Source organism: Pseudomonas sp. PS01297, assembly GCF_029959305.1.
GTDB lineage: Bacteria > Pseudomonadota > Gammaproteobacteria > Pseudomonadales > Pseudomonadaceae > Aquipseudomonas > Aquipseudomonas helleri.
Map to the genome: position 1 here is coordinate 13,063 of NZ_JASCPQ010000065.1, position 19,094 is coordinate 32,156.

At 61.7% G+C, this 19,094-nt stretch carries 19 protein-coding genes; 12 read left to right on the top strand and 7 right to left on the bottom strand.

Features of this window, described 5'->3' with window-relative positions; all coding sequences use genetic code 11:
* Positions 1 to 19 precede the first annotated feature (19 nt).
* Genes purU through QMX84_RS18300 form a run of 5 tightly spaced genes read right to left on the bottom strand, consistent with a single transcriptional unit; the run spans position 20 to position 4,554 of the window.
* Complete coding sequence (gene purU, locus QMX84_RS18280) at positions 20 to 886, bottom strand: formyltetrahydrofolate deformylase (RefSeq protein WP_048369128.1); 867 nt, start codon at positions 884 to 886, stop codon at positions 20 to 22.
* 31 nt (positions 887 to 917) lie between these two features.
* The gene (locus QMX84_RS18285; RefSeq protein ID WP_153329034.1) at positions 918 to 2,048 is read right to left on the bottom strand and encodes an aminomethyltransferase family protein; all 1,131 of its coding nucleotides are present in this window, start codon (positions 2,046 to 2,048) and stop codon (positions 918 to 920) included.
* 41 nt (positions 2,049 to 2,089) lie between these two features.
* A complete protein-coding gene (locus tag QMX84_RS18290) occupies positions 2,090 to 3,106 on the bottom strand; it encodes a DUF3445 domain-containing protein (protein ID WP_282364463.1) in 1,017 nt (338 codons plus the stop codon).
* A 12-nt stretch (positions 3,107 to 3,118) separates the two neighbouring features.
* A complete protein-coding gene (locus QMX84_RS18295) occupies positions 3,119 to 4,045 on the bottom strand; it encodes a PDR/VanB family oxidoreductase (RefSeq protein WP_282364464.1) in 927 nt (308 codons plus the stop codon).
* Positions 4,042 to 4,554, bottom strand: coding sequence for a dimethylamine monooxygenase subunit DmmA family protein (locus QMX84_RS18300; RefSeq protein ID WP_262124403.1), 513 nt, complete (start codon positions 4,552 to 4,554; stop codon positions 4,042 to 4,044). Before QMX84_RS18300 ends, QMX84_RS18295 begins: the two co-directional genes overlap by 4 nt.
* A gap of 268 nt (positions 4,555 to 4,822) precedes the next feature.
* Here QMX84_RS18300 and QMX84_RS18305 point away from each other — a divergent pair, with 268 nt between their 5' ends.
* The 3 genes from QMX84_RS18305 to QMX84_RS18315 are packed head-to-tail and all read left to right on the top strand — an operon-like array spanning position 4,823 to position 7,274.
* A complete protein-coding gene (locus tag QMX84_RS18305; RefSeq protein WP_048369122.1) occupies positions 4,823 to 5,902 on the top strand; it encodes an ATP-binding protein in 1,080 nt (359 codons plus the stop codon).
* Complete coding sequence (locus tag QMX84_RS18310) at positions 5,871 to 6,530, top strand: response regulator (protein ID WP_048369121.1); 660 nt, start codon at positions 5,871 to 5,873, stop codon at positions 6,528 to 6,530. Before QMX84_RS18305 ends, QMX84_RS18310 begins: the two co-directional genes overlap by 32 nt.
* A complete protein-coding gene (locus QMX84_RS18315) occupies positions 6,531 to 7,274 on the top strand; it encodes a PAS domain-containing protein (RefSeq protein WP_282364465.1) in 744 nt (247 codons plus the stop codon).
* 138 nt (positions 7,275 to 7,412) lie between these two features.
* On the opposite strand, the gene QMX84_RS18320 is transcribed toward QMX84_RS18315, so the two are convergent.
* Positions 7,413 to 8,318, bottom strand: a complete 906-nt coding sequence (locus tag QMX84_RS18320; protein WP_153336054.1) for a LysR family transcriptional regulator — start codon at positions 8,316 to 8,318, stop codon at positions 7,413 to 7,415.
* 92 nt (positions 8,319 to 8,410) lie between these two features.
* On the opposite strand from QMX84_RS18320, the gene QMX84_RS18325 reads away from it, so the two are divergent.
* From QMX84_RS18325 to QMX84_RS18340, 4 genes are read left to right on the top strand one after another with little or no spacing between them, the layout of a single operon-like run.
* Positions 8,411 to 9,190, top strand: coding sequence for an SDR family oxidoreductase (locus QMX84_RS18325; RefSeq protein WP_153336053.1), 780 nt, complete (start codon positions 8,411 to 8,413; stop codon positions 9,188 to 9,190).
* Positions 9,191 to 9,922 carry an SDR family oxidoreductase gene (locus QMX84_RS18330; RefSeq protein WP_262124411.1) on the top strand — a complete coding sequence of 244 codons (732 nt, stop codon included), beginning with the start codon at positions 9,191 to 9,193 and terminating at the stop codon, positions 9,920 to 9,922. It abuts the gene before it with no gap.
* Between the two features lie 29 nt (positions 9,923 to 9,951).
* Positions 9,952 to 11,358 (top strand): aspartate aminotransferase family protein, encoded by a 1,407-nt coding sequence (locus QMX84_RS18335; RefSeq protein WP_282364466.1) that lies wholly within the window; start codon positions 9,952 to 9,954, stop codon positions 11,356 to 11,358.
* A gap of 1 nt (position 11,359) precedes the next feature.
* The gene (locus tag QMX84_RS18340) at positions 11,360 to 12,727 is read left to right on the top strand and encodes a glutamine synthetase family protein (RefSeq protein ID WP_282364467.1); all 1,368 of its coding nucleotides are present in this window, start codon (positions 11,360 to 11,362) and stop codon (positions 12,725 to 12,727) included.
* A gap of 122 nt (positions 12,728 to 12,849) precedes the next feature.
* On the opposite strand, the gene QMX84_RS18345 is transcribed toward QMX84_RS18340, so the two are convergent.
* Positions 12,850 to 14,073 carry an acyl-CoA dehydrogenase family protein gene (locus tag QMX84_RS18345; protein WP_282364468.1) on the bottom strand — a complete coding sequence of 408 codons (1,224 nt, stop codon included), beginning with the start codon at positions 14,071 to 14,073 and terminating at the stop codon, positions 12,850 to 12,852.
* Positions 14,074 to 14,106: 33 nt separating this feature from the next.
* On the opposite strand from QMX84_RS18345, the gene QMX84_RS18350 reads away from it, so the two are divergent.
* From QMX84_RS18350 to QMX84_RS18370, 5 genes are read left to right on the top strand one after another with little or no spacing between them, the layout of a single operon-like run.
* On the top strand, positions 14,107 to 14,418 hold the full coding sequence (locus QMX84_RS18350) for a hypothetical protein (RefSeq protein ID WP_282364469.1): 312 nt from the start codon (positions 14,107 to 14,109) through the stop codon (positions 14,416 to 14,418).
* 59 nt (positions 14,419 to 14,477) lie between these two features.
* On the top strand, positions 14,478 to 15,680 hold the full coding sequence (locus QMX84_RS18355) for an SfnB family sulfur acquisition oxidoreductase (protein WP_282364470.1): 1,203 nt from the start codon (positions 14,478 to 14,480) through the stop codon (positions 15,678 to 15,680).
* 16 nt (positions 15,681 to 15,696) lie between these two features.
* Positions 15,697 to 16,143, top strand: coding sequence for an acyl-CoA dehydrogenase (locus QMX84_RS18360; protein ID WP_282364471.1), 447 nt, complete (start codon positions 15,697 to 15,699; stop codon positions 16,141 to 16,143).
* Positions 16,144 to 16,147: 4 nt separating this feature from the next.
* Positions 16,148 to 17,548, top strand: a complete 1,401-nt coding sequence (locus QMX84_RS18365; RefSeq protein ID WP_048369110.1) for an LLM class flavin-dependent oxidoreductase — start codon at positions 16,148 to 16,150, stop codon at positions 17,546 to 17,548.
* Positions 17,549 to 17,576: 28 nt separating this feature from the next.
* Positions 17,577 to 19,013, top strand: coding sequence for an FAD/NAD(P)-binding protein (locus tag QMX84_RS18370; protein WP_282364472.1), 1,437 nt, complete (start codon positions 17,577 to 17,579; stop codon positions 19,011 to 19,013).
* Positions 19,014 to 19,094 lie beyond the last annotated feature (81 nt).

Here is a 19,094-nt window from a genome sequence, read left to right on the forward strand (position 1 = left end):
TGCCTCGGGTAAGGGGGAATCAGCGAAAGATCACTGTCTTGTCCTGGTTGATGAACACCCGGTGTTCCAGGTGGTACTTCAGCGCTTTGGAAAGGGCCACGGTTTCGGTGTCGCGGCCGATGGCGACCAGCGAGTCGGGCAGGTGGGTGTGGTCAACGCGCTGGATTTCCTGCTCGATGATCGGCCCTTCGTCGAGGTCGCTGGTCACGTAGTGCGCGGTGGCGCCGATCAACTTGACGCCACGGTCGTACGCCTGGTGATAGGGCTTGGCGCCTTTGAAACCAGGGAGGAACGAGTGATGAATGTTGATCGCCCGGCCCGACAGTTGCTGGCACAAGGTGTCAGACAGGATCTGCATGTAGCGGGCGAGCACCACCAGGTCAGTTCCGGTCTCGTCGACAATGCGCATCAGCTCGGCTTCCTGGCGGGCCTTGTTGTCTTTGCTGATCGGCAGGTAAATGAAGCGAATGCCTTCGCGCTCGGCCATGGCCCGCAGGTCCAGATGGTTGGACACCACGGCGGTGATCTGCATGTCCAGTTCGCCCTTGCGGTGGCGGTACAACAGGTCGGTCAGGCAGTGGTCGAACTTGCTCACCATCAGCAACACGCGGGTGGGCTGACTGGAGCAGAACAGTTGCCACTGCATGTCAAAACCACCGGCCAGAGCGCCCAGCCCGGCACGTAAGGCGTCTATGTCACCGGTGACGCCGTTGTTGAAACGGAACACCGCACGCATGAAAAACTGCCCGGTGAACTCGTCGTCAAACTGCGCCAGTTCACTGATGTAGCACTGCTGGCGGGCCAGGCAGTCGCTGATCGCAGCAACGATGCCGGAGGTCGCCGGGCAGTTGATCTTGAGGATGTAATGTTCGGTCGAAGTGTTCATCAAAGGCTCCGAGGGTAAAAAAATGGGCGGATCAGCCTTTGGCCGTGCGCTTGGTTTTTTGCGGGTCGTCGAAGGGCAGGGCGTGGCTGGCGGCGCTGGCATTAAGGCTGCCGCGCACCTGCAACGGCGTGCCGGGGGTAGCGCAGTCGACGCTCAGGCGGGCTATCGCCATCGAGCGTTTGCTCAGGCGCGAGTACATGGCGCAGGTGATGACCCCGACCTGTTTGTCGCCTTGCCACAGGGTGTCGCCCGCCTCGGCGGGGCGTTCGCCGTCGAGCAGCACGCCAGCGATCTTGAAGCGTTCTTTGCCGCGTAAACGAAAGTGCTCTTCGGCGCCGCGAAACTCGCGTTTGTCAGGGGAGACGGTGAAGTCCAGGCCCATCTCCCACAGCGTGTCCCCGGCCTTTTGGTCGGCGAAGGGGTACATTTGCGAGTTGTCATACGGGAAGAACATCAGTGCGCTTTCGACCCGCAGCCAGTCCAGCGCGGTGAAGGCACACGGGATGATGCCCATGCCGGCGCCGTGCTCGACAATCGCGTCCCAGATGGCCGGTGCGTCGGCGGCCTTGCAGAAGATCTCGTAGCCGCGCTCGCCGGTGTAGCCGGTCCGGGAAATCATCACCGGGCGGTCAAACAGGCGGGTTTGCAGGTGGTGGAAGTACGGCAGCTGGCGAATGCCCGGCACGTATTCCGCCAGAAAATCTACCGCCAGCGGCCCTTGCAGCGACAGGTCGTGCAGGTCGTCATCGAACAGCACCGCCACTTGCCGACCTTGCGCCGAACGCACGAGCATTTCGTAGCCGGTGCCTGCGCCGTGCACCACCATGAACGCGTTGGGCCCGGTGCGGTAAACGATGCAGTCATCGACGAACTTGCCTTCTTCGTCGAGCATCGAGGCGTACACCGACTTGCCGGGGTAGAGCTTGGCGATGTCGCGGGTGGTCGCCCATTGCAGCAGGCTCTCGGCATGCGGGCCGACGTAGTGGACTTTTTTCAGCCCCGAGACGTCCATCAAGCCTGCGCGGGTGCGGATCGCTTCATGGTGATCGGCCAGCGGGCTGGCATAGGTCCAGGCGGTGCCCATGCCGTTCCAGTCTTCGAGGTGGGAGCCGAGTGCGCGGTGACGCTCGGCCAGTGCAGAAATACGCCATGAATGTGCCATGTGAAAATCCTTGTCTGGAGGAAGGGGTCAGGAGGTAGAGGTCAACTCTGCGGATCGAATTGCGCCAGCCACTCGACCAGGGTCTGGCGGTAGCGGGTCATGCCCTTGTAGTCAGCAATCGGCTCGGGCAGGTCGCGCAGCACCCGATGCAGGCGGCAACCCCAGCCGGGCTGGGTCACCAGTTCTTGCAGGCTGATCAGGTAGGTACGAATGCTGAACATCACCGCGTTGCTGCGCGGCAGGCGCAGCATCACTTGCAGCTCGACGCGCAGGTGCACCTCCTGGCCGACGTTGTCAGCGGTGATGCGGCCGCGGTCGGCGCCCCATTCGTGAAAGGTCTCGGGTGATGAATCCAGACGCGGCTTGATCGTCAGCGTCCAGTTCAGGCGCCGAACCGGCTGGCCTGTTTGCAGGTTGAGCAGGTATTTCAGGGCCCGTTCGAAAATGCCCATTTGATGGGCCATCGGCACCGGCGAATGCCACTGTTTGAAGCTCATGCCGGCGTCAAAGGCCAGCGACCAGTCGGCCGGGCTGGTGACGATGCCCGCATCCATAAACAAGTCGTTGTCACGTTGATCGAGCAGGGCGAAGTCGCCTTGTACCTGGCGCCCGATAAACTCCAGCGGCTCGCACGGCAAGCTGCTGGCGTCCCCGAAAACAAAGTGCTGATCAATGTCCAGCAACAGGTTGCGCCAGTGCCAGCGCTCGCCGTCACGATTGAGCACGAACCACTGCGGGTAATCGGCGGCAAGGCTTTCCATCAGTAATTGCAGGGCATCCCAAGCGGCTACCTGCATGTGTGGCAGGACCAGATAACGGCGCGGGTCTTTGTCCAGCACCTGGGCGCGTTCGGCCATTTCCGAGCGGTAGTGTTCGTCGATGTCGAACGCGCAGTGATAAATCGAACCGGGGTCACGGGAGGTGGCGGGTTCGATGTTCACCGAGTACAGGTAGCTGTCTTCGGTGAACGGGAAAGGGAAGCGGCGAATGGCGGCCGGGCTATTGCGAAAGCTGAAGTCGTCGCGGTAGCTGAGCACGGGGCTTGATGGGGTGAGCATGGTCGACTCCTCCTAGAGATCCAGCGAGACGCAAAGGTGGCCGCGCGAGACGCAGGGCATTAAGAATTCGGCTTGCTCGGCGGGGCTCAGATAACTGTCGCGGTGCTCGATGACGCCACCGCTGTGGCGCACCTTGCATTGGCCGCACACACCGCCACGGCACAGGTTGGGCACGTTGAGCCCGGCAGCTTCCAGGGCTTCGAGCAGGCTTTGCTCGGCGCCGACCCGCAGTTGCCGGGCGCTGCGCAGCAGGTTCAGGTCAAACGGCTGGCCGGGCTGCGCTGCACTGAAGGCCTCCCAGTGCACCCGCTGTGCGGGCCAACCGAGGGCGTTAGCCTGCTGGCGAACGGCATCGAGCAAGGGTTGCGGGCCGCAGCTGTAAACGTGGCTGCCCAGCGGTCGCTCGCGCAGGATGTGGTTCAGTTCGGGTCGTTGGTTATAGGTGTGCAGGCGCGTGCCAAGGCGCTGTTGCAACTCGTCGACGTAGGCATCGCTCTGGCCCTGGCGATACACGTAGTGCAATTCGAAGTTTGCCTGGCGCTGTTCCAGGGCCGCGATATAGGCCATGAACGGGGTGATGCCGATGCCACCGGCAATCAATATGTGCAGGCTGGCGGTCGAGTGCAGGGCAAACAGGTTGGCCGGGGCCGACAGTTGCAGGGTGTCGCCCACCTGCACCTCGCGGTGCAGAAAACGCGAGCCGCCACGTGAGTGTTCTTGCAGGCGCACGGCAATCCGGTAATGGCGGTTGTCGGCCGGATCGCTGGTCAGGGAATAGGCATTGCGCAACGTGCCTGCGGCCAACGGTAAATGGACTTGCACATGGCTGCCGGGGGAGAACGCGGGCAAGTGGCCCGAGCACGGCGTGAAGGTGAACTCGCGCGCCGCTTGAGTGAGCATCCGCGTGGCGCTGACCTGCACCTGGAGCGGGCGGCTCATGAGTGAGCTCCTGCATACGGCTGGTCCGGGTTGCGGCACACGCCGATGTAGGCGCCCAGCCGCCGGGAAAAATGCTCGCGCACTTCCAGCTCGACGTCACAGCCCAGGCACGCCAGTTGCGCGTTGGGTGAGGCGGCCTGGAGCAGGCCGCAATGCACGCAATACACCTGGCGCGGGCCGCTGAGGGTGTGGCTGAGGTCGATTTCCTGTTCTTCGAGCCCGGCGTCGCGGGCCAGGCCGTGGATGCGCCACATAAACGCTTCGTCGCCCATCACGTAGAGGTGGCTGCCCACCGTGGCGCTGCCCAGAAGCTGTTGCAGGCGTCGGGCAAAGTCCGGGTGCTCGGCGTTCAACACCTGAGCCGGCTCCAGTTCGCTGACAAAGGGCGCACTGGCTGCGGTGCTTTGCATGACCACGAGGTGCTGGCGGGCATTGGCGCCAAGGGGCGCTGCCTGATAGCGCGGCAGGCTGTGGCGTTGCTCGAGGGCGGCATTGAGGCTATCCGTCATGTGGGCTGTCCTGGCTGATCCACCCCGGTAAACAGGGCGAAAGTGGCGTTTTGTGTTTCCTGTTGGGGAAGATAGTTTCCTAAGGGGAAAATCTTCTCAATCTGGCCAAAGGGCTACCTCTTTGGAGATAAGCCAAGCGTGGCGGGCCTCAGGGGCACGGAAGTTGCTCGTGTTTGCGTGGGTTCACAGGGAGTTAACGAGAGTGCAAACACGATCGCGATGGTGGCCGCTCTGGTTGGGGCGTGTCCGCCCTGAACAGGCAAGCAGCGTGCGTAAGCTGCTGATCGAACTGCCCTTGAGTCAGTTGCACGTGGACAGTGCCGTGAGCGATTTTTTGGACCGTTTTGAAGCACTGCTACCGATGGCCAGGCTTGATCTGATGCTCGCCGAGGAGGGGCCGCAGACTGCGCACTGTGGTGTGCTCAAGCGTTGCCCGGCAGTGGCCGGTTGCCCCTTGCTCGATCACCCGGCAACTGACACCGCGCATGCCTGCGTCCCGTGTCGGCGGCGTGGCGTGCAGCGGCTGTTGTGTGCCACGGCGGCCGCCGCCGATGTACCATCGGGCTGGCTGTTGCTGGACACCCCGCGGGCGGCCGATGGCAGTTGGCGCCAGTTGTTGAACGAAGTTGCCCAGGGGCTCAGCGTCACCCTGCGTGTGCGCGGCTACAGCCGTGAGCAACAGCGCAAACAGGCCACCTCGCAGCACGCGGCCTTGGCCCGCGAGCTGCACGACTCCGTGGCCCAGCAGTTGGGTTATCTGTCGTTTCAGGCGCGGGTGCTGCACGCGCAGATCAACACGCCTGAACAGGCGGGCGCGGTGCTCCAGGAGCTGCGCAGCGGTTTGAGCCAGTTACAGCGCCAGGTGCGCGAGCTGATCACCAGCGCCCGACTGACCATGGACGGGCGCTCGTTGCGCCAGGCCCTGGCAGACTCGGTGGCAGAGTTTTCCCGGCGTTGCATCATCGTCTTCGAGCTGGATAACCGCCTGGCCGACAATGCCTTGAGCGCGGAAACCGAATTGCAGGTGCTGCAGATCATCCGCGAGGCGCTGGCCAATGCAGTGCGCCACTCGCACGCGCGGCATGTGCGCATTGAACTGCGGCAAAGCCAGGGCGGCGAGGTATCGGTGTCGGTCGAAGACGACGGCATCGGCCTGAGCCCTGCATCCGGTGAAGAAAACCATTTTGGTCTGGCGATCATTCGTGAGCGGGCGGCCAGCATTGGCGCACGTTTGAGCATCGACGCCAACCGCCCGCACGGGGTGCGTGTGCACCTTGCGCTGGTCGGCCATCCAGACGTGCCAGAGGGGAGTTTCGATGCAGAGCACCACCTTATTGCTGATCGATGATCATCCGCTGTTTCGCAAGGGCCTGGCGCAGCTGTTCAGTGCCAGTGACGACTTCGAAGTGGTCGGGCAGGCTGCCAGTGGGCGCGAGGGCATCAACCTGGCCGTCAGCCTGGCACCGCAGCAAGTCCTGCTGGATTTGCACATGCCCGGCCTGAGCGGCTTGCAAGTGCTCGACGAACTGCGCCAGTTGCGCCTCGAGTGCCAGATCGTGGTGCTGACTGCGTCCATGGACCGTAGCGAGTTGCTTAGTGCCTTGCGCTTGGGCGCCAGCGGTTATGTGCTCAAAGAAACCGAACCCGATGCCTTGCTGGCCTACATGCGCAATTGCAATAAGGGCGCGATTGTTCTGGATTCCACCTTAATAGCTTTGCTCGCCGATCAAAACGAGGCGGTGAGTGCGTGCGATCCGTTGGACACAAGTCACCTGACCGAGCGCGAAGGCCAGACTCTGGCGCTGATTGCGGCGGGCATGAGCAATAAACAGATCGGCCGCAAACTCGGGATCAGCGACGGCACGGTGAAAATCTACGTCAAGAACCTGCTGCAAAAGCTCAGCCTGCACTCACGCCTCGAACTGGCAGCCTGGGTGCATAACGGTGCATCGAACCGGTCCGAGGAGCGTCATTAAATGATGGAACGACGAGAAACACAGCCGCAGGTGGCGTCGTGGGCGCTGATGGATGGTTTTGCGGCGGCGCTGCTGGAGCTGCGCGACAACGGGCAAATCGTTCACTTCAACCGGGCCTGGGTCGAGTTGATGGACCAGCCGTCGGCGCAGCGTAACCTGATCGACTACGTACACCGTGAAGACCGCTCGTTATGGCGTCAGGCCCTGCTGGAGTTGCAACGGCGCCCGGCCACCACGTTCAGCCAGCGCTTACGCTTTGTTCACCCCTCAGGCGAATTGCGCTGGCTGGAGGTGAGCCTCAAGCGCGGGCCTGCCGGGTTCTATCTGGTGGCAGTCGACGTCACCGCACACAAACGCCGCGAGATTGCCCTGCAGGCCAGCCAGCGCAGCAGCGCGAGTTTGCTCGACAGCATGCCGGGGTTGATTTATCGCGGGCGCAACAACCGCGACTGGACCATGGAATTTGTCAGCGCCGGGTGCTTGCGCCTGACCGGCTACCCGCCGGAGCGTCTGGTGGACAACCATGAATTCACCTACAACAGCTTGATCCTGGAGCAAGACGCCGATTACGTCTGGCGCGAAGTGCAATACGCCCTGACGCGCGGCGAACCGTTTGAATTGAGCTATCGCATTCGCTGCGCGGATGGCGTGATCAAAAAAGTCTGGGAGAAGGGCGTGGGCATCTATGCCGACACCCGCGAAGTACTGGGCATCGAGGGCGCTATTTTCGAACGAGGCACATAACCCCTCTGTAGGAGCGAGCTTGCCTCGCGATCTTTTGATCTTGGATTTGGGGATGCTGAAGATACTCGCTAGCTTGTTTGCTGCGCGACAGCGCGGCGTCGAAGACGGGGCGGCAGATCAGGTGACGGTGTTGCAGAGCTACGAGCGGCGCGGTTCGTTGTTGACCATCTCGCGCATCAGCGCCAGGTAGCGGCTGGCGCCTAACCCCAGCGGGCGGTTTTTGACCCAGACAATGTCGACCCACAAGCGCATCTGGCTGGCCATGTTGTCAAATACCACCTCGGTCAGTGCACCGGTTGCAATCAGGGGTTGCACCAACGGTCGCGGTAGCCACGCCCAACCAACACCGGCTTGTACCAGATCAAGGGTCGCCAGGTAGCTGTCGCTCAACCACACACGGCGTGACAGTACTACCCGCGGGTCGGAGCCGGTGGGCTCGTCGGTGGCGACGATAATCTGCCGGGTGTTGACCAGCTCTTCTTCACGCAGCGGGCTTTTTTGCTCGCCACCCGCAGGGTGGTCTGGCGACACCACGGCCACCAGCAACTGGCTGCCGGCTTCGAGAAAGGTTTCGCGCTCATCAATACCCGGACGCTCAAAAACCAGCGCCAGTTGCACCGTGCCCTCGTGCAGCATGCGAATGGCCTGGGACTGCGAAGCCGAACGGACCTCGATTTCCAGGGTGGGAAATTCCCTGGCCAGCGTCGCCAGCGGGCGGCTCCAGACCCCGGTTTGCAGCTCCGGGGCCATGGCCACGATAAAGCGTTGCTCCAGCCCTTGATGCAGTTGCAAGGCATGGGCATCGAGCAGGTTCAATTGGCTGGCGACCTGCCTGGCCTGAGGCTCCAATGCTCTGGCAGCGGGGGTGGGGATGGCTTTTCGGGTCGAGCGGTCGAACAGCACCAGGTCCAGTTCGGCCTCCAGTTGTGACACCGCCATGCTCACCGCGGAAGGTACGCGACCGAGCTTGCGCGCTGCCGCAGAAAACGAACCGCTGTCGACGACGGCGAGGAAAACCTTGAGTGTTTCACTGGTAAAGGCCATGGGTTGTCAGTTTTGTTGATGATAATCGTCTTTTTTTATCAGCTTTATGAACCTAAATTCCAGTCCCATCACAACCGCAGGTGGGATGCAGCATGTTCAAGGTGAATGATCAGGGGCGCGTCGCGCTCGTCAGTGGCGCCGGTAGCGAACGGGGTATCGGCATGGCCATTGCCCGCAGGCTGGGGGCGGCCGGGGTCAAACTGATCATTACCGCCAGCAGCGCGCGCATTGCTGAGCGGGTCGCAGAGCTGCGTGCAGAAGGCTTTGACGCCCACGGCCGGGTCGCTGACCTGACCGATGAACACCAAGTGCATGAGTTGGGGCAGTGGGCCGAAAGCCTCTGGGGGCGCATCGATATTCTGGTGAACAACGCCGGCATGGCCATGCAGGGCAGCCCGGAACCGTTCAGTGAACTGGCGAGCATGGATTTGCACACCTGGAACCTGTCGCTGGCGCGTAACCTGACCAGCGCCTTTTTGCTCACCCGCGCCGTATTGCCGGGCATGAAAGCCCGTGGCTACGGGCGCATCGTCAATATCAGCTCGACCACCGGCACGCGCGGCAGCAACCCCGGCGAGTCGGCTTACAGTGCGGCCAAGGCCGGCATGCTCGGGATGAACATGGGGCTGGCCCTGGAAGTGGCCAGCCACGGCATTACCGTCAATGCGGTGGCTCCCGGCTGGATCGCCACCGGCTCCAGCACACCTGAAGAAGCAGAAGCTGCACGTTACGTGCCCATAGGCCGCGCAGGCGACCCGCGAGAGGTGGCCAGCGCTGTGGCGTTTTTGGCGTCATCCGAGGCCAGCTACATCACCGGCGAAGTGCTGGTGGTGGATGGCGGTAATTGTCTGATCGAAAACAAGGCGCCCTGAATGACTGAGTCCACCATTTCAGTGCTGGTGACCGGTGCCGCAGGCGGCGTCGGGCGGGCGCTGGTTGAGCATTTTAAGAAGCAGGGCTGCAAGGTCTTCGCCACCGATCTCACGGCTTTAGAGGTTGACTACCCAGCCGATATCCGCCGCCCCGCAGCGTGTAAAGCGGTGGTTGCCGCTGCGGTGGCGGCCATGGGGCGTCTGGATGTGCTGATCAACGCCGCTGGTGTCTGGCGTGAAGGCCCGGTAGAGGAATGCAGCGAAGAAGACTTTGATCTGGTGCTGGATGTGAACCTCAAGGGCACTTTTTTTATGTGCGCTGCGGCCATCCCGTATTTAAAGGAATCTGAAGGCAGCATCGTGAATATTTCCAGCGATGCCGGACGCCAAGGCAATAAAAACGCCGCCGCGTATTGCGCCAGTAAAGGCGGGGTGACGTTGCTGAGCAAAACCTTGGCGCTGGATCTGGCTCCCTTTGGCGTGCGCTGCAATGCGATTTCCCCCGGCGATATCGAGACCCCGATGCTCAGGTTTCAGGCCGAGCAATACGGCCAGGGCGATACACAAGGCTATTACCGGGCCTTGCTGGACAAGTACCCGCAGGGCGCGCGTGCGCGTTTTATTCAGGCGCAGGAAATAGCCGAACTGGCGTTTTTCTTGAGCCAGCCCGGTGCGCGCTCGATCACCGGCGCCGATCTGGCCATCGATTGCGGCCTCTCGGCTGGCAACTAACAACAACACGCAGCAAAAAGGACTTAAGCATGTCGATCAGTGGAATTAGCGAAGCAGCGGTAGAAGCGTTCGCAGCGGCCGAACGCGAGCGTTTCATCCAGAACAACCCCAAGTCGATCGCGCTGGCAGAGCGGGCCCGGGCCAACCTGTATAACGGCGTGCCCATGCACTGGATGAGTGACTGGTCAATGCCCACACCGCTGTTTGTGCAGCAGGCCAAAGGCGCACGTTTCACCGATGTCGATGGCCATGAATACGTCGATTTTTGCCTGGGCGATACCGGCAGCATGTTCGGGCATTCCCCCGAGCCGATTGCCCGCGCCATGGTCGAGCAAGCCAACAGAGGCCTGACCACCATGCTCCCCGGCGAAGATGCGGTGGTCTGCGGCGAATTGCTAGCCGAGCGCTTTGGCTTGCCGTATTGGCAGGTGACCGCGACGGCCACCGATGCAAACCGCTACGTGGTGCGCTGGGCGAGGGCGATCACTCGGCGCAAGACACTGCTGGTGTTCGACGGCTGCTACCACGGCACCGTGGATGACGTGATGGTGCGCCATCGAGAGGGCGCGACGGTGCATCGCTCCGGTCTGGTCGGCCAGGCCTACGACCTGACCCAGTTCAGCCGCTCGATCCCGTTCAATGACGTCGACGCCCTTGAGGCGGCGCTGGCGCAGGGCGATGTTTGCGCGCTGTTGTGCGAACCGGCGATGACCAATATCGGCATGGTCCTGCCCGCAGACGGCTTTATGCAAAAGTGCCGCGAACTGACGCGCCGCTATGGCAGCCTGCTGATCATCGATGAAACCCACACCATCTCCACCGGCATGGGCGGTTGTACCCGCCTGTGGGACTTGCAACCGGACTTTTTTGTGGTCGGCAAACCGATTGCAGGGGGCGTGCCCTGCGCGGTATTCGGGTTTACCCAAGCAGTCGCGGCGGGGATGCAGGCCGTGCAACAGCAAAACACTGAGCAAAGTACCGGGCATGGCCACAGCGGCATGGGCACGACCCTGTCAGCCAATGCCCTGGCCATGCATTGCATGCGCGCCAATTTGCAGGAGGTCATGACCGAACAGGCTTACCAGCACATGTTGCCGCTGGCAGCCGACCTGGCCCAAGGGCTGCGGGGCGTGTTTAAACAGCACGGCCTGCACTGGTCGGTGACGGAATTGGGCGCACGCTGCGAGTTCCAGTTCTGTGCCACGCCCCCCAAAACCGGCGCGCAAGCCGAGGCGGCGTTCCATGACAGCCTGCAAATGGCCTTGCACCTGTACCTGATCAACCGCGGGATTCTCATCACGCCGTTCCACAACATGACCCTGTGCTGCCCGTCCACCAGCCCGGCGGATGTCGAACGTTTAATTGGCGAACTGGATCAGGCGCTTAGCACCTTGCTGGCGCTGCCGGGTGCCCGCGTCGCCACTCACGAGGTTTGAAATGCAATTTGCTGATAGAAAAGAAGCTGAAGCCTTTTTGGCTGCCAACCCGCAGGTGCGCAGCATTGAGCTGTTCCTGATCGACGCCAACGGCGTGCCGCGTGGCAAGTTGCTGCATCGCGATGAGCTGCTGGCCATTTACGATAACGGGCGACCGCTGCCCAGTTCGATTCTGGCGTTGACCCTCCAGGGTGAAGACGTTGAAGGCACCGGGCTGGTCTGGGACGTGGCCGACGCAGATTGCTGGACATACCCGTTGCCCGGCAGCCTGACCGTGCAACCCTGGCGCACCACGCCGACCGGCCAGTTGCAGGTGAGCATGCACCCCGAACAGGGCTTGCCAGCGGCCCCGGCCGATCCCCGGCATGTGCTTGCACAGACCATTGACCGGCTCAAGGCCGACGGTTACCACCCGGTGATGGCGGTTGAGCTGGAGTTTTATTTGCTCGACCGCCAACGTGACGCCAATGGCCGCCCGCAACCGGCACTGCAAGCCAATGGCGTGCGCCCGCAGGCGCCGCAGGTGTACGGAATTTACGAGCTGGAGCAGCTACAGCCGTTTCTGGACGACCTGTATGCCGCCTGCGAAGCGCAAGGCTTGCCGGTGCGCACGGCAATTTCCGAGTACGCCCCCGGTCAGGTCGAGCTGACCCTGGAGCATCGTTTCGACGCACTGCAGGCCATTGATGAAGGCGTGCGCTACAAGCGTTTGGTCAAAGGGGTGGCCAACAAGCACGGGCTTCAGGCCTGTTTTATGGCCAAGCCGTTCAGCGATCAGGCGGGCAGCGGTTTGCACCTGCACGTGAGTCTGGCCGATGAACAGGGCCACAACCTCTACGCCAGTGATGACCCCCACGGTACGCCGCTGCTGCGCCACTCCATCGGCGGGATGATGCACACCCTGACGGACTCGCTGGCGATCTTTTGCCCTCACGCCAACTCGTACCGGCGCTTTCAGGCCAGCAGTTATGCGCCGCTGGCCAAGAGTTGGGGGGTGAACAACCGCACCGTGTCATTTCGCGTGCCCGGTGGCCCTGCGCAGAGTCGGCACATCGAACACCGCATCTGCGGCGCCGACGCCAACCCTTATCTGGCGGCGGCTGCGTTGCTGGCAGGGATCCATCTCGGCATCCGTCAGCAGATCGATCCGGGTGCGCCGATTGTGGGTAATGGCTATGAGCAGGCGACTGACTTTCTGCCCACCGACTGGCTCACTGCGCTGCTGGCACTGGAGCGTTCAAGCTGGGCACGGGAAGCGTTGGGGGAGGGGTTTATCAAGGTCTACCTGGCCATCAAGTGGCAGGAGTACCGGCTGTTCAACGCTGAAGTGGGTGAGCAGGACTGGCGCTGGTATTTGACCCACGCTTGAGCTGTGCAAAAACCTGTAGTCGCTGCCGAGGTACGAGGCTGCGATGGGTTGCGAAGCGACCCCTCTGACGGCGGTCTTGCGGCCCGCATCGCAGCCTCGTGCCTCGTCAGCGACTACGTCTTTTAGCTTTTTACGCTGTTGCCGATCTGCCAGACGTATTTGGGTTCGATGCCGTTGACCACCCAGTCGCCGATGATCCGCGCCTTGAAGATCCACGGGTTATGTGACGCGGCGGTGCGGGCGTTGCGCCAGTGACGGTCCAGCGACTTGTTGATGCTGACACCGGAGGCGCCGAGCGCATTGAACAGGTCGGTGGTTGCCCGCAGCACCAGTTCCGAGACCACGACCTGAGCCTTGGACGTTTCAATTTCGGCGTCGATATTGGCCTGGCGTTCGGCTTCGGCATCGTTGGCAAAACGCGCAAGGTAAGCCCGCTGCAGCGGTTCGGCCGAGCGCAGGGTGGCCGCTTCGGCGGCGTAGACCTGTGCCGAGATTTGCCCCACCACCTGCTGAATTTGCGGGTCGCCGTGGGTGGTATCGGCAGAACCCTGGCTGAACACGCGCTTGCGGGTGCGCACTTCATTGGCCACATCGCGCTCCACGGCACGACCAATTCCGGCCAGCACCGCCAGCAAGACCAACTGATAAAACGCGGTCTGGTATTTGAAGCGGGTTTCGAACGGGATCACCTGCTCGGCGCTCAGCGGTACCTCGACATACAGCGACGTGCCGCTGCCGGTGGTGCGCTGGCCAAAGCCGTCCCAGTCATCGCTGTGGCTGACGCCCGAGTGGCGGGCGTCGACGATGGCAATCACATCGGCGCCGTTGTCCGAGCGCTGCGCGTAGACGTCCACCCAGTCGGCAAAAATGCTGCCGGTGCTGTAATACTTGGCGCCGTTGAGCACGAAATTCTCGCCTTCCGGGCGCACTTTGGTGATGACCTCACCGATTTTAACTGCGCCGATTTCGGTCCATCCATTGCCTACCAGATCCCCTGCCACAAAGCGCGCAAACCAGGCATCTCGCGCCGGGCTTGGCGGAGCATTGAGACGGTCTTCGACAAAGGCAAAATGGCCACGCAGCGATTGCACAATGTTCGAGTCGGCCTCAGCCAGTTCGATCAGCAACTGGAACAACTGGCTGATTGAAGCCCCCGCGCCGCCGAACTCCACGGGCACCCGCACTGCGCCAAAACCGGCTTCTTTCAGCCAGCGAATCGGCTCAAAAGGCAGGTCGCGCGCCTGCTCGCGCTCCACCGTCCCGGCGGCGATTTGCCGGAACAGTGGGCGAAAACGATTGGCCAGCGTTTCGTAGTCGGTGCCGACGGACAGAGGGTTTTGACTCATGACAATGCTCCTGCATAAATAAAGGTCACTGGCATGTCCGTTGCACAGTCTGTGCCGTTACATCGCAAGCCGATAATTCGGGCGTTTGGTGCTTTTTTGTCAGCCCAACTGTTGGCTTTGCAACAGTGGATTAACACGTTGTACGCCAATCCAACAGCACCGCTCCGGGCTTGCCTTGCGACCTTTTTTGAAGATCAAAAGATCGCGAGGCGAGCTCGCTCCTACACGTATGTGTTGCTATCGCAACTGTTGCGTAGCCAACAGCAAGTGGACAGATTGCACGATAGTTGTTGTTATTTGCGCAGCGTTAAATTCAATAACTACCTGATTTATATGAATATTTAAAAACGGCACGACCTGTGCAATGGGGACTTCAGTGTTTTCCATTGGATTGGAGTCTGCCCATGAGCATTTCTGTATCACCCCCTGCCAAGGCCCATGTGATCGCCTCGGATGCCGAGGCTATCGAGATCGCCAAAGCCCTGGCTGTGCGTTTTGCTGAAGAAGCCTCGGTGCGTGACCGGGACCGGCGTTTGCCGGTGGCAGAGCTGGATCTGTTCGCCGCCAGCGGCCTGTGGGGCATTACGGTGCCCAAGGCTTACGGCGGGGCCGGGGTGTCGTATGTCACCGTTGCCGAGGTGATCAAGATCATTTCGGCGGCCGACTCGTCCCTGGGGCAAATCCCGCAAAACCACTTGGGCGTGCTGGATATCCTGCTGCACACCGGCAGCGAAGAGCAAAAGCGTTACTACTACGGCAAAGCCCTGGAGGGCTGGCGTTTCGGCAACGCCTTTTCTGAATCCAAGAGCAAAAATGTCGGCGCTTTCCAGACCCGTATCCGCTTTGAAGACGAGCACGCAGTGGTCGACGGTGAGAAGTTTTACTGCACCGGCGCACTCTTCGCCCATATCGTCCCGGCGGTGGGCGTAGATGAACAGAATCGTCCCTTTATCGCCTTCGTCGAGCGCGACAATCCGGGGTTGACCATCATCGACAGCTGGGACGGTTTCGGCCAACGCACCACCGCCAGTGGCGGTGCTGTGCTGGCAGGCGTGCGCGTGCCATTGAGCGCCGTAATCCCGGCGTACAAAGCCTTTGAAGAACCCACGGCGGATGGCCCGATCTCGCAAATCATTCAGGCGGCAGTGGACACCGGCATCGCCCATGGCGCCTTTGAACAAGCGCTGATTCATGCGCGGTTGTCCCGCCCGTGGGTCGACAGCCAGCTGGATCACGGCTGGCAAGACCCTTATACGATTGCCGCGATTGGCGATTTGCAATGGCGCCTGCACGGCACCGACGCGATTCTGACCAAGGCCGGCCGGGCCATTGATCACGCGTTGCTTTCGCCCAGTGAAGAGAGTGTGGCTGAAGCCTCGGTGATTGTGGCTCAGGCCAAAGTGCTTTCAGCCGAGATCGCCTTGCTCGCCAGCAGCAAGCTGTTCGAGCTGGCCGGTACGCGCTCGGTGCTCGGCAAACACAACCTCGACCGCTTTTGGCGCAACGCCCGAACTCACACCCTGCATGACCCGGCGCGCTGGAAATACCACCTGATCGGCAATCGTCTGCTCAACGGCATCCTGCCTCCACGCCATGCCTGGAACTGATAGAGGACTCACCACCATGAACAGCCCGGCAATCGCTTTGCCCAACCAGCTTGCAGCAGCGGCCGAAGACTTGCGTCTGGCCCGCCAAGGCCTGGAGCAGACCCTCACATTCGTTCGCGAACAGGCCCAACCGTGGGCGCTCAGCGGCTTAAGCAAGGCCGTGGACGACCCGTACATCATCGGCAAGTTTAGCGACCTGAACATTCGTCTCGACGTGGCCGAAGCCCTCTACCAGCGCGCGCAACACTTTGTTGGCCCGGCTGCCGAGACCCTGGTGGCGACGGCCGAAGCCGTGCTCGCCAGCGCCGAAGCATTGCAGGCGGTGGGCAACGTGCAGCAAGAACTCACTGGCAGCCGTTCGCCGTCGCCTTCTCTGGAAGGCCGCGAACCCTTGCGCTGGCAGGCCCGGATTATTGGTAACTACCGTTTGAACGGCGTCATACCGCCTCAGCTTCAGGAGTAAACAGATGTCCCGTGAAATTCGTCTCAACGCTTTCGACATGAACTGTGTGGGCCACCAGTCGCCCGGCCTGTGGGCGCACCCGCGTGATCGTTCGTGGCAATACAAGGACCTGGAATACTGGACCGATCTGGCAAAAATCCTCGAGCGCGGCAAGTTTGACGGCTTGTTTATCGCCGACGTGCTGGGCATTTACGATGTTTATCGCGGCAACGGTGAGGCGGCGATTCGTCAGGCGGCGCAAGTGCCGGTCAATGACCCGCTGCAACTGATTCCACCCATGGCGATGGTCACTGAGCATTTGGGATTTGGCCTGACTGCGTCGTTGTCGTTTGAGCATCCGTACCCGTTCGCCCGTCGCCTGTCCACGCTTGATCACCTGACCAAGGGCCGTGCTGGCTGGAACATCGTGACCTCTTACCTGGAAAGTGGTGCCAAGAATCTCGGGCAAAAAACCCAGACGGCCCACGACTCGCGCTACGACTTCGCCGAGGAATACCTGGAAGTTTGCTACAAGCTCTGGGAAGGCAGCTGGGAAGACGGCGCGATCCTGCGTGATCGGGAGCGCCGGGTATTCAGTGACCCGAGCAAAATCCATGAGATCCAGCATGTCGGCGAGCATTTCCAGGTGCCCGGCATTCACCTCTGTGAGCCATCGCCGCAGCGTACGCCGGTGCTGTACCAGGCCGGCGCCTCCAGCCGTGGCAAGCAGTTTGCCGCTGAACATGCTGAGTGCGTGTTTGTGGCATCGCCGTCCAAGGCTTTGTTGAAAAAGACGGTGGCTGATATTCGCCGTCGTGCTGCCGAGGCGGGCCGTGACCCGTCGAAAATCCTGATATTCAACCTGCAAACGGTGATCGTCGGCGAGACCGACGCCAAGGCCAAAGCCAAGTTCGAAGAGTACAAAAGCTACGTCAGCTACGAAGGGGCGATGGCCTTGATTTCGGGCTGGACCGGCATCGACTTCAGTCAGTTCAAACCTGACGAGCCGCTCAAGCACGTGCACACCAACGCCATCCAATCGGCAGTGGAAACCTTCTCGACTGCCGATCCGAACACGATCTGGACGCCAAATGCGCTGGCCGACTGGGTGGGTATCGGTGGTTTTGGCCCGCTGTTTGTCGGCGGCCCGGAAACCGTGGCCGACCTGCTTGAAGAGTGGGTGGCCGAGACCGACGTCGACGGGTTCAACCTGGCTTATGCCGTGACCCACGAAACCTTTATCGACGCGGTGGAGTTGCTGGTACCGGAGTTGCAAAAGCGCGGGGTGTACAAAAAGGAATATGCGCCGGGTACATTGCGCGAGAAACTGTTTGGCGAAGGCCCGAAACTGGCGGATTGGCACCCCGGTGCCGGCTACCGTAACCTCGGCGAACTGAACCGGGCGCGTGAAAAAGAACGTGCGTGATGAGCTGTTTTCAAAAGAGAGAATACCCATGAGTGAGCCACAAGGCGGACAGGCAACGCCTGCCATCCGCGAGGCCGATGTGTTGATTGTTGGCGGTGGCCTGAGCGGCACCTTGCTGGCCATGCAATTGCTGCGTTTGCCGGGTGCCCGGAATATCGTCCTGGTCGAACCGCGGGTCGAACTGGGGCGGGGCGAGGCTTACAGTGCCACTGAACTGGGGCATACCCTGAACGGCAATGCGGCGCGCATGAGCATTGACCCGGACGATGCCGACGATCTGACGCGCTGGCTCAAAGCGCATATTGCAAGCGGCGGCTGGCCTGAGTCGGCAGTGCAGGATGTGCCGGTTGAGCACCTGTTTCCGCCACGCGGGCTGTTTGGCCAGTATGCCCAGCAGCGGCTGGCTGAAGCATTGGCCAGTGGTACGGCGCAAGGCTCAAGCCTGACCCATGTGCGTGACGAAGCCATCGACCTGCAAACCGAGCAAAACCGGGTTCAGGTGACCCTCAAGGACGGGCGTCAGTTGCAGGCGGCGGTGGCCGTGTTGGCCACCGGCATGTTCCCGGCCGCGCGTACGGCGCAGCGCCAGTCCAGCGGCCTTAATGCAGCCGCACTGGACCCTTGGGATGTGCAGGCATTGCGCGGTTTGCCGGTGGATGCACGGGTGCTGATCATTGGCTCCGGGCTGACCATGGTCGATGCCCTTGAGTCGTTGAATCGGGCCGGGCATCGCGGGTCCATCGAGGTGTTTTCGCGGCACGGCCTGTTGCCGCACGTGCGGCGTCAGCCACCGGCCTGGGAAGACTTTTTGACCCAGGACCCGCAGATTCACAGCCCGTTGCAATTGCTCCGGACGTTGCGTCGCCAGTGTGAGCTGGCCGAGGCGCAGGGCATTGACTGGCAGGCGCCACTGGACACCGTGCGCGTGCATATCGGTCGGTTGTGGAGCCAGGCCAGTGATGTTCAGCGCCGCCAGTTTGTGCGCCATGTGCGGCCGTGGTGGGAAAGCCATCACCACCGTTCGCCGCCACAGGGCAATGCCTTGCTGGAGCAATTGCTGGGGGAAGGGCGGTTGACCATCACTGCCGCGTCACTGCAGGGCGTAGAGGTCAGCGCTGACGGGCGTCCGCGGATTCGCCTGCGCTATCGTGGGCAGGCGCAGGTGAGGGTGGTTGAAGGGGATGGCCTGATCAACTCCACCGGCATTGAATACGACTGGCGTCGAGTCGATAAAGCCTTGCCGCGTCAGTTGTTGGAGCGGGGTTTGATTCGTGCAGGCAACCTGGGCCTGGGTATTGCTGCTGATCCGTCAGGGGCTGTGCTCAATGCACAGTCGGAACCGGCGAAACGCCTGTTTGCCATGGGGCCGCCGTTGCGTGGCGAATGGTGGGAAAGTACCGCCGTGACTGATGTGGCCTTGCAGGCCAAGGCATTGGCTGCGCGGTTGGCTGAACGCGGGTTGTAACGGCTTCACTCTTTTGGTGGGAGCGGGCTTGCTCGCGATAGGGCACACGCGGACGTCAATGACACCGCCTTGTCTGTATCG

What these genes read in the sequence shown, in the direction of transcription:
- purU (WP_048369128.1), bottom strand. Translation starts at nt 886, where the DNA reads ATGAACACTTCGACCGAACATTACATCCTCAAGATCAACTGCCCGGCG.
- QMX84_RS18285 (WP_153329034.1), bottom strand. Translation starts at nt 2,048, where the DNA reads ATGGCACATTCATGGCGTATTTCTGCACTGGCCGAGCGTCACCGCGCA.
- QMX84_RS18290 (WP_282364463.1), bottom strand. Translation starts at nt 3,106, where the DNA reads ATGCTCACCCCATCAAGCCCCGTGCTCAGCTACCGCGACGACTTCAGC.
- QMX84_RS18295 (WP_282364464.1), bottom strand. Translation starts at nt 4,045, where the DNA reads ATGAGCCGCCCGCTCCAGGTGCAGGTCAGCGCCACGCGGATGCTCACT.
- QMX84_RS18300 (WP_262124403.1), bottom strand. Translation starts at nt 4,554, where the DNA reads ATGACGGATAGCCTCAATGCCGCCCTCGAGCAACGCCACAGCCTGCCG.
- QMX84_RS18310 (WP_048369121.1), top strand. Translation starts at nt 5,871, where the DNA reads ATGCAGAGCACCACCTTATTGCTGATCGATGATCATCCGCTGTTTCGC.
- QMX84_RS18315 (WP_282364465.1), top strand. Translation starts at nt 6,531, where the DNA reads ATGATGGAACGACGAGAAACACAGCCGCAGGTGGCGTCGTGGGCGCTG.
- QMX84_RS18320 (WP_153336054.1), bottom strand. Translation starts at nt 8,318, where the DNA reads ATGGCCTTTACCAGTGAAACACTCAAGGTTTTCCTCGCCGTCGTCGAC.
- QMX84_RS18325 (WP_153336053.1), top strand. Translation starts at nt 8,411, where the DNA reads ATGTTCAAGGTGAATGATCAGGGGCGCGTCGCGCTCGTCAGTGGCGCC.
- QMX84_RS18330 (WP_262124411.1), top strand. Translation starts at nt 9,191, where the DNA reads ATGACTGAGTCCACCATTTCAGTGCTGGTGACCGGTGCCGCAGGCGGC.
- QMX84_RS18335 (WP_282364466.1), top strand. Translation starts at nt 9,952, where the DNA reads ATGTCGATCAGTGGAATTAGCGAAGCAGCGGTAGAAGCGTTCGCAGCG.
- QMX84_RS18340 (WP_282364467.1), top strand. Translation starts at nt 11,360, where the DNA reads ATGCAATTTGCTGATAGAAAAGAAGCTGAAGCCTTTTTGGCTGCCAAC.
- QMX84_RS18345 (WP_282364468.1), bottom strand. Translation starts at nt 14,073, where the DNA reads ATGAGTCAAAACCCTCTGTCCGTCGGCACCGACTACGAAACGCTGGCC.
- QMX84_RS18350 (WP_282364469.1), top strand. Translation starts at nt 14,107, where the DNA reads ATGTCCGTTGCACAGTCTGTGCCGTTACATCGCAAGCCGATAATTCGG.
- QMX84_RS18355 (WP_282364470.1), top strand. Translation starts at nt 14,478, where the DNA reads ATGAGCATTTCTGTATCACCCCCTGCCAAGGCCCATGTGATCGCCTCG.
- QMX84_RS18360 (WP_282364471.1), top strand. Translation starts at nt 15,697, where the DNA reads ATGAACAGCCCGGCAATCGCTTTGCCCAACCAGCTTGCAGCAGCGGCC.
- QMX84_RS18365 (WP_048369110.1), top strand. Translation starts at nt 16,148, where the DNA reads ATGTCCCGTGAAATTCGTCTCAACGCTTTCGACATGAACTGTGTGGGC.
- QMX84_RS18370 (WP_282364472.1), top strand. Translation starts at nt 17,577, where the DNA reads ATGAGTGAGCCACAAGGCGGACAGGCAACGCCTGCCATCCGCGAGGCC.